Annotated in this window: 9 protein-coding genes; 1 reads left to right on the top strand and 8 read right to left on the bottom strand. The window is 36.0% G+C overall.

Annotated features, from left to right (window positions below; genetic code table 11):
• Positions 1 to 90: 90 nt before the first annotated feature.
• From EZM65_RS12485 to EZM65_RS12450, 8 genes are all read right to left on the bottom strand, one after another.
• The gene (locus EZM65_RS12485; RefSeq protein WP_136668894.1) at positions 91 to 1,173 is read right to left on the bottom strand and encodes an NAD(P)/FAD-dependent oxidoreductase; all 1,083 of its coding nucleotides are present in this window, start codon (positions 1,171 to 1,173) and stop codon (positions 91 to 93) included.
• Positions 1,173 to 4,250 (bottom strand): LodA/GoxA family CTQ-dependent oxidase, encoded by a 3,078-nt coding sequence (locus tag EZM65_RS15550; protein ID WP_211196216.1) that lies wholly within the window; start codon positions 4,248 to 4,250, stop codon positions 1,173 to 1,175. Before EZM65_RS15550 ends, EZM65_RS12485 begins: the two co-directional genes overlap by 1 nt.
• Positions 4,251 to 4,634: 384 nt before the next feature.
• Positions 4,635 to 5,021 (bottom strand): hypothetical protein, encoded by a 387-nt coding sequence (locus EZM65_RS12475; RefSeq protein ID WP_136668893.1) that lies wholly within the window; start codon positions 5,019 to 5,021, stop codon positions 4,635 to 4,637.
• 61 nt (positions 5,022 to 5,082) lie between these two features.
• Positions 5,083 to 5,448: a hypothetical protein gene (locus EZM65_RS12470; RefSeq protein WP_136668892.1), complete on the bottom strand. Its 366-nt coding sequence runs from the start codon at positions 5,446 to 5,448 to the stop codon at positions 5,083 to 5,085.
• Positions 5,449 to 5,754: 306 nt separating this feature from the next.
• Positions 5,755 to 6,357, bottom strand: a complete 603-nt coding sequence (locus EZM65_RS12465; protein WP_248574863.1) for a lipopolysaccharide assembly protein LapB — start codon at positions 6,355 to 6,357, stop codon at positions 5,755 to 5,757.
• Positions 6,358 to 6,439: 82 nt separating this feature from the next.
• Positions 6,440 to 8,686 carry a hypothetical protein gene (locus EZM65_RS12460; RefSeq protein WP_136668891.1) on the bottom strand — a complete coding sequence of 749 codons (2,247 nt, stop codon included), beginning with the start codon at positions 8,684 to 8,686 and terminating at the stop codon, positions 6,440 to 6,442.
• On the bottom strand, positions 8,649 to 9,641 hold the full coding sequence (locus EZM65_RS12455) for a hypothetical protein (protein WP_248574862.1): 993 nt from the start codon (positions 9,639 to 9,641) through the stop codon (positions 8,649 to 8,651). The genes EZM65_RS12460 and EZM65_RS12455 overlap by 38 nt, the downstream gene beginning before the upstream one ends.
• A gap of 110 nt (positions 9,642 to 9,751) precedes the next feature.
• Positions 9,752 to 11,902, bottom strand: coding sequence for a S46 family peptidase (locus tag EZM65_RS12450; RefSeq protein ID WP_136668890.1), 2,151 nt, complete (start codon positions 11,900 to 11,902; stop codon positions 9,752 to 9,754).
• 168 nt (positions 11,903 to 12,070) lie between these two features.
• Here EZM65_RS12450 and lysM point away from each other — a divergent pair, with 168 nt between their 5' ends.
• Positions 12,071 to 12,532 (top strand): peptidoglycan-binding protein LysM, encoded by a 462-nt coding sequence (gene lysM / locus EZM65_RS12445; RefSeq protein ID WP_136668889.1) that lies wholly within the window; start codon positions 12,071 to 12,073, stop codon positions 12,530 to 12,532.
• Positions 12,533 to 12,553: the final 21 nt, after the last annotated feature.

Here is a 12,553-nt window from a genome sequence, read left to right as displayed (position 1 = left end):
CCTTTTGAAGTTTTTCACACTATACCAGCGATAAAAAAAGCAAACCATCTAATCTTATAACAACCTTATTATCTTTCAATTTTCCATTTTTCATTCAAAATACTGTGCCCAATAAGGCTCTTGATGATAACGGAGCTCAGCCGTATAATACTGCATTCTTAGATCATGATTCTTTTGAGCGATTTGATTAATTTGTCTGCTGTAATTTTCCAGAGCCAAACTATCGCTGGATACTATCGCTTCGGCACCACGAACAGCACTGTATAAAGCAAAGAAAATTCCTTGTGACGAAATAGGATCAAAACCTAATGAGGCATCGCCTACCGCTAACCAATTGTCTCCTGTTGATTGTTGAGCGATACTAAATGAAGCATCACGGGTTTGCAGCTCAGTAATTAAATGATGTTCAGATACTTTTGAATCAAGAATCTGAGCCGAATTGAAATCATTGATGAATAATTCCGGATTTCTTTGGTATTGCGCTATTGTTTTAGGCAACCCATGAAAAACGATTACCCGCTCGTTATCGGGCAACAAAGAACAATACCACCAACCTTCGGGAGTGCTTCGCAACAATGAAATTTCTTTGGCTTCTTCGGGTATTTTAAACCAACCGAAAACTGCCATTTGGGTTTGAAATTTTTCGTGTTCTATTCCTAGTTTGCGCAGCACTGAGGCATTTCTTCCACTGGCATCGATAATTCCGTCAAGTTGTTCTATCACCTCAACTTCAAGGTTATCTTTTTTTAATTCCAATCTATAATAAGAATCCGGTTTTTCAATTTTATCAAATTTGGCAGTATAAAAATGTGCGCCAAGCTCGGTAGCTTTCTGTCTTAGATTAGCATCAAATACTGAGCGTACAATTTGCCAGCCTCCTCCTTCCGGGTTGTTGAAACTGTCTTTGTAAAACCATTCATCGCTTCCCCAAGTGGCAGCTATGGCCGGATTGGCACGAAAATCATCAAAAGGCAATACATCTGCCAGGGTATTAAAACCTAAGGTATAAAGTAACCGTACTACAGCTCCCGGAACAGATTCGCCTATGGTACGTGAGCTTTCGCCGTTACGTTCTATTAAATGTACTTCGTGTCCAAGTTGTCTTAACCGTATTGCAGCAGCAGAGCCGGCTGTACCGGCTCCAACTATTGCAATTTTCTTTTGTATATTCATTAATTACCCCGACGTTTAATGGTCGCAAATTCATTTCGCTGTTCTTCACTAAACCAACCTGCTTCTGCCAGTAATCTATCGTAAGCACCCAATGTTTTGAAATCTTTCTGGAAAAGTTCCTGAGCCTGTTTAAGCTCTGCCTCTTTAACCTGTGTAAGATTTTCCACATAAAGCAGTTCCGGCAGCCATGTCATATCGGCTGGTCTTGGTTTTGCTTCAAGAATCCCCATTTCTCCAAAATGCTGAATCATATACATCATTTGTTCCGGAGCCGGATTTTGAGCGGGTAACTGACGTAACCACGACGGACGGTTATGGAACGCGGCAATTCTTACTGCCATTGATTTTTTTACATCACAAAGGATTTCATAATCTGCTTCCGTAAGGACTTGATTGGGAACACGTGCCGGCCAGAACGTTGGCAGATACGGATCATATTCCATATCATAACCCGAACGGCAATAGGCTGTATCTCCCTGCCACGGAATAGCCATCCAGCGGGATAAATCCCCAGGCCCTTGTGCAAACAAAGGTCCGTTCATAGCAGCAACTGCATTACAATCCAACGTTGAGCCATAAGTAGGATCAGCCGCACCAGCTTCTCTTTCACGAATACGGTACGGAGCACGGTACATGGAGGCATGACGCATAGGCCATGTAAGTTCACAGCCGGGATGCAAGGCATCAGCCAAACAGAAATGCATAGCCGATTGATCCAACATATCAGGTTGCTCCTGAAGCGGAATTTCATCAAGAGCAGTATATTTTGCATTAGGTAAATAGTCATTAACAAAATCACCTTCTACCCAATTGGTCAATATATAATCGTATAATTGAGGTAGTTTCAAATAAGTACTGGCTGACGGCGGCACACTTGGATCCGGATTGGTATACCCAAAGGCATCTCCATAAAGCCAAGGCCAGGCACCCTCTTCTACCGTTAAAGCATTAGTGGATCTAAAACTGTTATAGATTGTTCTGCGAAGTTCTCTAAAAGGATCTGGATAAATTGAAGACTCAGGTGCCATTGAGAGCTTTTTCATCAGTTCCGGATCAGCAAAATTCATAGGTGCACCAGCACCAAACATACTTAAAAACCCTTTATTTACCCATTGTAATTCATTAAGACGTGATAAAATAGGTGCTATATGTTTTTGAAAAGAAATCGCTTTTGGCAAATTCAACATACCTGCATACGTATATACATCACGTAAAAGATCGTTCAGGGTACGCCATCCGGTTAAATCCGGTGCAAAGTTAGGCGGTGCCGCTGCTACCCAGGCTGGATCTGCATCAAAATCGATTCCGCCTATTGTAACTTTTGCATGCACAGGACCATCACTAATATCGTCATACCAGCCTGCCGCATTATTAAAACTGTTAGGATCTGCAGGATTATATACTGGTTTTCCTGATGGACTTGCCGAAATTCCAAATCCCGGCAAAACCAACAAACGTCCCATCTCGTCTGTTTGCAGTTCACCCAAAGTCACAGGTGTTCCCTGAAAATTACCTGCCAGCGTATAGCTGCTGTCATTCATTTTAATTCCTGATATAGAAACCTCTCCCGAATCGATTACCAATGCCTGTCTGCCGCTTCCTGTAACATCCGGATTACGCAAAGGTACCGTAAGGCTTACGGTTGCCGGAATATCAAGTGCCGCATTAAATTCGTACCAGGCCGCCTTTTTATTGGCCACATGAACGGTCCATTCTATAGAAGTATTTTCTGATTGCTGGATTTCACTTACAACATTTCCGTATTTATCATAGCCATAAACTCTGAATCGGGTGGCCTGACGTTTTATAGCTCCTGCCTTGTCACGTGTTGACCCAAAAGCTGTTGGAGGCGGATTAATCACTTCCGGCCCTATATAAAAATCATTTTGACTGTTTCCTACTCTGGCAATTCCTATACCCGGATGAATACGAACATGGGTAATACGCTCCATTTCTTCTTTGGTTAACGCTTTAGGCTGCGGAATAGGTTTATGATTAGGGAATGGACAAACAGGATTCTTTATTTCTGGTTTGCCGGGTGCCGTAGGTTCTTCTACAGGTTGCTGGTTTTCTTTTCTTCTATAATCGGCGCTGGTTTGATACACACTCATTCTGGCTTCGGCAATAGAACCTACCGGTGCATTTTCTTCAGGCACTCTTCCTATATTAAAAGCAAGCCAATCACCATACATTTCTTGGTCACCACTATCAATATTTTGCTTTGGCAATTGGATCGTAGCTACTTTAACAGGTTTTGCGATTTTTTCATCCCAAATTACAGTCGCTTTATCCAATGGAAAATGTTCGTCAATATATGCCTGTCCATACTCTTTCGCATCCGGACGCTTTTGGATATAAATATCCAAAGTAGCATTGCCCAGTTCCATGCGTTCTTTTAAATCTTTAGCCAAGAAATTAGGATCCTCTGTATTAGGTTCGCCCGGAAATGTAGAAGTCCCCGGCTGAAGAATGTATTTACAATACTCATTTTTACCCAATTTAAAAGGCACCACACTCCATAGACTTGTTTCAAATACTGAACGGATGGGTTTTGCCATTTTGTCCAGCAGGTTGTTTGTGTTTGGTGCATTTTGTGCGACCCATTCGTCACCCCATCCTTCAAGACTGGCTTTTGTAAAAGCACACATCTCGGCTGCGTCATCCACAAAGAAAAAAGGCACATTTTGAAGTAATAAATCGGCGGTGTTTGCTCCGTTATCCGAAACTACTTTTTTCCCCGGAATATCAAAGATCTTGATCCCTATTCCAATAGTACTTTCCCAATCCGGTCTTCCATCGGAAAGGTCGGAAGAATAGCGGACATACACTGGATGTTTCCCACTATTGGCAAACATTCCTTTTTTATACGCTTCCGGCAGATTGTCTTCGATAGTCAGAGTCCCCTTCATGATTCCGTGAGTACGGAGAAACACAGGCCTTCTTACCGGGCATTGTCCCGTTGCTACCCTGGCTTTTTGTACCATATCGACAAACATGTGTCGGAGTCCTTCAATAGGATCATTGCAGCCACATGCCAGATTGTAGTCTTCTTTTTTTGAATGCATTAAACTTTTCATAAATTTTTTAGTTGTTTGTTTTTTGATGAAACCGCTTTCGCGATAATAGCTAATGTACTATTTTTCTTTCAAAATATAATTTAACCTCGCTGGAAATTATACTGTAGCTACTTTTCAAAAAGTTATTGATGAACTCCAATGAAAAACAATAGATGAAAAACGGGTAAAAGGTTGATTGCTGAGGATTAATGCAATGTATTTTTCTTGAGAATTTTCTACCCCCTAAGGTTCCCCAAAGGGACAGTCGCTGCATGGGAGTTTTGGGTTTATTGTATAACTAAAAACAAAACCTCATTTACATGGCTGTAAAAGAGGTTTTATGTATGTTTTTTTTGAACTGTTTAAAAAATAGTAGTGTGCAACAGTCACCACTGTTATCTGCCGTTAAATTTTAAATAGTTTTTTAAAATCTTCAATTGAAATTGCAACATCCATTTTTTCTAATAAATTATCTCCAGTTACTATTTTTATGTTTTTGCCATTTCCCAAGTATATTAAATGAAGTAAATCCAAATAATCATTTTTTGCAGGTACTTTTAATTCAGCACTCTTAACAGCAGTGTAATAGGAGAAATGTTTAATAAAAACATTCATACTTCCATTATAGCTATCATAAATTTCAGCTCTATTAATTTTAAATTTTAACTGTTTTTCCATAGCATCTACAATGTCATTTACAATATTAAGTAAAGTAATTCCTTCGTTTAATACAGTATCGTTTTTTAGATTTTGTAGAAATTCTTTTGATTTTAAAGAACTATCTTCTTCCATGTGCTTTTTGAATTTTATATTTCCAGAGATAGTAGAGTCTATAAAATTTTGTGAATAAAGGCTATCTAATTTTTTGAAGAAATTTTGATTGTATTTTTTTTTTAGTTAATTCCAAAAAATCTGTAGGATTATTACATTCAATTAAATTAAAAGTTAGCTCTTTTAAACCTTCCATTTCAGAATCTTTGAACTTAATTCCCTTGAAGGCTTTAGCTTTTATTGTTTTTTGAGAATCCCAATTTATTTCTATTTTAGATTTCAGAACATTGCTGATTACACTTTTTCTAATATTAAATTCTTTTTCACTTTTAGTAATATCAGAGATCAACTCAAAAATAGATAGACCAGATGTAAAACAATTATTCGAAAGTAAATTTAATTCTCTATTTAAACTTCGAAGTGAATTAGTTTCAAGATAGTATTTCATTAACGTTTCGTTTGATTAATGGCAGGTAACTCATAAATTGTCGCACCTATATTTGTAATTAATTATCATCACGTCACTAAAAACAGTACAAAAAGAGAACTTCACATTTTTGCACTGTTTCTAAGTTTATTCCTCTCAAAAATAGCGAAAAAGATTACAGCATAGATTTCATTACTAAGTATTTTTCAGCTACTTCTCTTAGAGTTTTTGTTCTTCAAAAAAACGCTTGGAGTGAAGAAAGATGAAACTTCTCCTTACGTCGAAGTGACAAAGCAAGAGACCAAGGACTAAATAAAAAAACGACTCCTAATAGAAGTCGTTTTTTAAATCCTCAGCTTTCGCTTTGTTTTTCATTTTGTTCCAATAGAGGTCGTATAATTTTTCATAGGTTGTTTTGGAATGGCCTATTTCATGGGCCTTCTTGTAATGGGCTTCGGCTTGTGCATAGCGTTTAAAATACACATCGATATAGCCTTTTGAAAGATAACCGTCGACTTTTGAAATATTCATGAGTTGGTTAGCATATTTTTGAGCTTTTTCTTCACTGCCTCCAATAATTCCGGGCAATTCGGTATACAGCATCACTAAAGCCCAACGGGTGTTGATGTGTTTTGCATCTAATTTTGCGGATGTTTCAAAGGCTTCCTTCACGTCGCCTATCATTCCCAGTGCTTTAAACTTGTTACAGTTCTTGGCTTTCATTCCTAAAGCTCCGCCGTACTTGAACCAGTAATCGGCATTTTTAGGAAATGCTGTTACCATTTTTTTTCCGTATTTTATAGCTTCATCCCAATTTTGGGTATAAAAAGCCACTTCGCCAAGCTTATCTATTGTTTCAAAGTTTTTAGGGTTTTCTTTATACGCTGATTCAAAAAAAGGCTTTGCCTGAGCATATTTTTTTTTGCTCAAGAAATTTCAACCCTTTCTCAAAATCAGATTGGGGAAAAAGCATATTACTTATAAAAAACAACAGAAAAACCAACCTCATATTTTAATCTGCATAATTTCTAAAATAGCCACATTCATTTATAACCTCCTGATAATATTTAGTATGTGAATATTTTTCCTTTAATGTTTTATATCCTTTAAAGCTAATATAATCAATTTCGTATGGTTTATGAGCGGAAGATGAATAAAATGCATTTCGCTCAATTTTAGTCAGCAAATAAGTTGCTTTGGCTTTTTGCTCGTCAGTTTTAGCAACTGCTAATGCCTGCAGGTAATATTTCTCAGCCATTTTATCATTATCCAGCATCGCTGAATAAGTATCTTCAATGTAATATGCAGTCTGATCGATAATCTTGTTGTTATAAAACACACGCGCATTTCCATAAAAAGACATATTATAAAAAGCATTGCCCAATAAAAGATTATCCGTAAAAGTATCTCCTCCTTTAGCAACGATTTCCTGCAATTCATGCAGCTTGTGAAGAAATTCTATTTTGGAATATTTCGTTTTTTGGAAAGCGCTATGATCACAATCGTTACAATCTTTAATATTGCCGTTAAAAGGATTACCCAGTAATACAGCATCTTTATTATCCTCAGATTTATTCATTTGAATAATAGCTTCCTTTATGTTATTGTTATAAGCCAACTTGATTGCTTTGAATTCGTAAATATCCTTTAAAGAAACGCTGTATAAAGATTGTGCAAAAATATCCCAATCAGAATTATTATTACCTTCCAGATATTTTTGCATTTTTTCCATTCGCTGCGGATTGAGGTAAAAATCCTTTTTTCTAAAAAACAATTCAGAAAAAACTTCATTCCCCTGTTTTTTATACAATGATGCAATGTAGGTCTTACTCCAATTATTTAAAAAGTTTACACGAAGGTGCTTAACCGAATTTTCTTCTTTTCGAAGTGAATACAACCATTTTAACATTGGCATTAATTTAGTTTGAGACTTCTCATCCATCTTTTTCACCGAAGCAATATCATTAAATGTTTTGAATAACTTCAATTGTTCCTGGGCTAATTTTGTTGAAGGGATACTTTTTTCCGCAAGGCTGAAGTAATTTGAAGCATTTGCATTATTTCCTCTTATTACCTCAAAATACCCTGCAGCGATATTCCATAAATAAGGTGACTTTGTATTGTTTGCTTTTGCAATCTGAATAACTGTGTTATATAATTTCTGATTTAATTCCGTTTGCTTGAAGCTGGCTTCACTTCCGTAATTATATTCCCATGAATTCGAATTTATAGAATTCTCAGCGATATTTAAAGCCCTTGTCAGCAAATAATCAAGATGTTTGTTGGCCGGTTCTAATTGGTAAATTTTATTAATAGCTTCAACTTCGTCGGCATAGTAACCATACAAAGCCCATAAAGCCGATTTTTGTGTATTGCTTTTTGCCAAGGCCAGTGATTTATTAAAATCGGAATCATTTTGCGGATGAAAACAATAAGTGGCAACAGTTCTTAATTTAGGACAGTTATCAAAAACCAAAGCATACATAAAATTTGAAGTCTCGTATTTTTTGTTTTTATAAGCTACCCCAGCCACATACGACAATCCTCTAAAATAGGCCTCATCCTTTGTCAAGGCCGATTGTGTTTTGTTGAAAAATGTCACACATTCGTTTCTGTTTTCAGAATAAAAATACGATTTCATTGTCAGCATCCAATATCTGTTTTTCAAAAAAGGATCTTTAACCGACTGATACACACTTTCAATAGTTTTAGCCTGTTCAACAGACATTGCGTTGGGTTCTTCAGCACTGTCGGAATCATAATTCCAGGAAATATCGTTATTGCAATATGGCTCGACAGACTTGGCCAACTTTAAAAACAAAAAAAACTGTCTGATAGTAGTATCTGACAAATTATACTTTTTAGACCATTTGCTTTTAGCATCCTTCGAAGAAATGGCTTTAGTTATACTTTTTAAATCAGTAGCTGACGAATCAGAAAAAATATAGTATTGCAATTCTTTATCTGAGATTTTGCTTTTAAGGTAACCTTTCCAATCTGCTATGATAGAAGTTTCAAACCTGCGCGAATGAGCATTATCGTGGGAATCACTCCACATATCTTCATTACTGTAAAACATATCGGCACTGTAAAACAACTGACGGTAGGACTCATCCTGCACATAAGCTTCCGGAGCAAAGTTAGAATTACCACCATACTCGTACCAGCCCCAACTTTCTGCGCACAATGAAAAAACAGTTGTCCCTATTGCTAAAAAGGTGCTAAAAATCAGCAGTAAAGGTTTTGAAAAAAAATTCATTAGTATAGTTTTTTAAGTTTTTAGTGTTTAAGTCGTAAAAAATAATTTCCTCAGGCTTGTAAGGCAATTTGTTTTGCAGCAGCTCTTTCATTTCGTCAAGATCATTTTCAGTAATTTCTTCTAAACGGAGTTTATCATTTTTTTTGAAGAAAAAACCATTGAACAAGGTGTTTTTCTTTACTGAAATTGTGCTGGTACTAATTTCAAAACAAGGGTTGTTTTCAAATTTTCTTTTATCCAGTTTAGAAAGAAGATTAATCACTTTACCGTCACGGCTATGTACATACCAGGAAAAAATAGGTAAGGCAATTTTAAGTTTTAAAGGATAATTTTTTAAATGATAAATATAGTTTACTGCAATATTTTTATCATAAATCGAATTGGTTCCATTTGCTGTTAATTGTCCCATATTATAAAACATCAAAACACCATAATCAACGGGTGGCACTTTAGTTTCTTTAAAATATTTAATCTGGTGCAAACGAATAGTTACAGAAATCGTTTTTTTATACTCTTTTTTTATCAGAGTCAAAAACTGAATATATCTATCTCTGCTTTGCAGTGACCAATCACAGTCTATCTGTATTTCTTTATCTTTTATATTATTTGACTTATTGATTTGGTCAATCAAACCTAAAATTTTATCCTTCAAATCGTTTAGATCAACAGATTTTGATAAAAAAATTTCGTTCTTAATAAAAACAACGGGAATGATTTCCTGATTAACTTTCTTATCTAAAAAGTGTATCGGTGCCAATGGAAAAGGCTGGTTATTGGCAAGTGCCACATCAAAATACCTGACATACAATTTTTTTACTTCGTTCGACTGCAGTATCTCGTTTTCTTCTTTGGATAAATCAAATTGGGTTCTCCAATAATAAAACGAAGCATTGGAAGATTTCTTCTCACAAGAGAAAAACAAAAACAGAACAATTAACAAAAACAGTTTTTTCATGGCATAAAAGTCAGGTAAAGATATAAAAAAACCGAACTCAATTGAGTTCGGTTTATATTCTTAATTTGTAACAGATTGCTTCGTTTACACTCGCAATGACTGTAATAGTATTATTTCACTAAAGTCATTTCATCAACTATGTGTTTAGCACCTGAGAAATTCTCAATTACCCATAACACATAACGGATATCAACATTGATTGTTCTTTGCAGTTTTTTGTCAAAGATTACGTCACCAGCCATAGCTTCAATATTTCCGTCGAAAGCTAAACCAATTAATTCTCCTTTTCCGTTTAATACCGGTGAACCTGAGTTACCACCTGTAATATCATTATCAGTCAAGAAGTTTACGTGTAATGAACCGTCTTTATCAGCATAACGGCCAAAATCTTTGTTATTGTTCATTTCAAGAACGCGAGTTGGCAAATCAAACTCGGCATCACCTTTTTTGTATTTTTTTACCTGACCAGCTAAAGTAGTGTAGTTATTAACCGTAGCATCGTTACGTTTGTCTGCAGGCAATGAACGAACTTTACCATATGTTAAACGTAAAGTTGAGTTCGCATCCGGATATTTAATATCTCCAATTTTAGACACTCTTAATCCTTCAACCAACTTACGGAAAGCAGCACCAAAATCATTTTGAGCTTTAGCGATTTCGTCAGATTTTGAACTGAAATGTGTTAACATATCATTTGTCAATACATATAAAGGATCATTTGACAACATACTTTCACTTGGTAAATCAAGGAAAGCTTTAATTCTGTCTTTAGACGTAAAGATACTTAAATCAAAAGCTGCATTTACATATTTTGCAAAATCACCGTTATAGTCTTTAGCTAATTTTTCAACTGAAGGAGCTATTTTATAACCTGTAGATTTAGTAGAATACAACTTCAACTGAGCAGCTAAAATATCTTTCTCCGCAGGAATATGTAATTCTTTATACATTTCATCAGCCATTTCTAAAATAGCCGGTGCTAATTGTGCGCGTTTGGCTGCATCAGCTTTAGCGTAGTTTTCCAACTGTTTTCCTAAACTTCTTCCTACTGTAGCAAAAGCAGAAGTACGGAACATCTGCATCATATAATTGTCATGACGCGATTTTTCATTAGTAAGCTTGTAGAAGTTGTTAATTGTAGCAACAACATTCCCGTATTTAGCCTTATTTTCCGGCTTATTAGCCCAAGCATTGAATTTAGCTTCCTGAGCTGCTTTTAATTTAGCCGTTTGGAATTTTGATAAAGCATCAATCATCCCCTGACGGTTTTTCCAATAATTTGCAGTTGAAGCAAATTTAGAAGCATATATTAAATTCAAAGCATCGCTTTGGTTCATATACTTCTTCATATTGTCCATACCTGTTTTTGCGCCTTCAACCCAAGCAGGGTAAGCAAATTTAACGTTTTGCTCAATTCCACCGGCAGGCATCCAACGGTTTGTACGGCCTGGATATCCTAAGATCATAGCGTAATCGTTTTCTTTAACACCTCCTAAATTAACAGGCAAGTGGTGTTTAGGCTGTAGAGGAACATTTTTTTCAGAATATTCAGCCGGATTACCGTTAGCATCCCCATACACACGGAACATAGAGAAATCAGCAGTATGACGAGGCCATTCCCAGTTGTCAGTATCCCCACCAAATTTACCTAAACTTTCCGGCGGTGTACCCACTAAACGAACATCTTTGTAATCCTGGTAAACAAAGTAGTAGTATTCATTACCTTGGAAGAAAGGACGTACAGAAACTACATACTTACCGCCTCCGTTGTTTTCTTTTTCAATTTTAGCGATTTCAGCGTTGATTGCTTTTTCGCGATCAGCTTCTGTCATAGTATCATTTACAACAGCTAAAATTCTTTTTGTACAGTCATCCATACGAACGAAGAAACGAACAAATAAGCTTGAAGGCTTTAATTCTTCTTTTCTGTTTGCTGCCCAATAACCGTTTTTTAAGTGGTTCTTATCAGCAGTTGACAATTCAGCGATTGCATCATAACCACAGTGGTGGTTTGTTAACACTAAACCATCTTTTGAAATTAATTCAGCTGTACAACCTCCGTTAAACTGAACAATTGCATCTTTTAATGAATGATTATTGATACTGTAAATTTCTTCAGCTGTTAACTGAAGACCCATTTTTTGCATATCTCTATGGTTCAAACGTTCAATAAACATTAAGAACCACATCCCCTCATCTGCTTTTACACTTGCAGGAACAAGCATAATGGCTGCGATTAAGGATAAAAGTAATTTTTTCATAATAATATTATTTTTTTAGTGGTGCGAATATAACTCAATTTTAAAAAAGTGTAAAAAAATGGCGTAACTAATTGGTTTTTGTTAAGATAATTTTAACTTTTCATAAACAGCTGATTTTGAGATATTTTTAGCTAACTTTAAGAATCAAATTTAAAAACTAAAAATAGTATGGGATTATTTTCATTCATTAAAGGGGCCGGAAAAAAATTATTTGGCTCAAAAGAAGAAACCGCACCGGCTGAAGAAAAAGCGCAATTAAAAGCAAGTGCACTATTAAGTCATGTACAGGCTTTAGGCCTGCCTTTTAACTCGCTGAAGGTATCCGTCAAGGATGACGGTGTTGTAATGGTTACAGGAGAAGTTGCCCAACAGGCTGATTCTGAAAAAATTGTCTTAGCACTTGGAAATGTGGATGGGGTTGAAACGGTTGACAATCAAATGTCGGTTACCGAACCTGCACCTGAAGCAAGATATCATACTGTAGCTGAAGGTGACTGGTTATCTAAAATTTCAGATAAATATTATGGTGACCCAATGAAATACAATGTGATTTTTGAAGCCAACAAACCCATGCTTAAAGATCCTGATGAGATTTACCCAGGACAGGTCTTAAGAATACCCAATTTATAAAAAAAGAGCTGTTTTTTTGAA

Origin of the sequence: Flavobacterium sp. H122, from assembly GCF_004959765.1 — a bacterium.
GTDB lineage: Bacteria > Bacteroidota > Bacteroidia > Flavobacteriales > Flavobacteriaceae > Flavobacterium.
This window is presented reverse-complemented; position numbering and strand designations above follow the sequence as displayed.

Coding starts and splice junctions, on each gene's coding strand:
- EZM65_RS12485 (WP_136668894.1), bottom strand. CDS start 1,173: ATGAATATACAAAAGAAAATTGCAATAGTTGGAGCCGGTACAGCCGGC.
- EZM65_RS15550 (WP_211196216.1), bottom strand. CDS start 4,250: ATGAAAAGTTTAATGCATTCAAAAAAAGAAGACTACAATCTGGCATGT.
- EZM65_RS12475 (WP_136668893.1), bottom strand. CDS start 5,021: ATGGAAGAAGATAGTTCTTTAAAATCAAAAGAATTTCTACAAAATCTA.
- EZM65_RS12470 (WP_136668892.1), bottom strand. CDS start 5,448: ATGAAATACTATCTTGAAACTAATTCACTTCGAAGTTTAAATAGAGAA.
- EZM65_RS12460 (WP_136668891.1), bottom strand. CDS start 8,686: ATGAATTTTTTTTCAAAACCTTTACTGCTGATTTTTAGCACCTTTTTA.
- EZM65_RS12455 (WP_248574862.1), bottom strand. CDS start 9,641: ATGAAAAAACTGTTTTTGTTAATTGTTCTGTTTTTGTTTTTCTCTTGT.
- EZM65_RS12450 (WP_136668890.1), bottom strand. CDS start 11,902: ATGAAAAAATTACTTTTATCCTTAATCGCAGCCATTATGCTTGTTCCT.
- lysM (WP_136668889.1), top strand. CDS start 12,071: ATGGGATTATTTTCATTCATTAAAGGGGCCGGAAAAAAATTATTTGGC.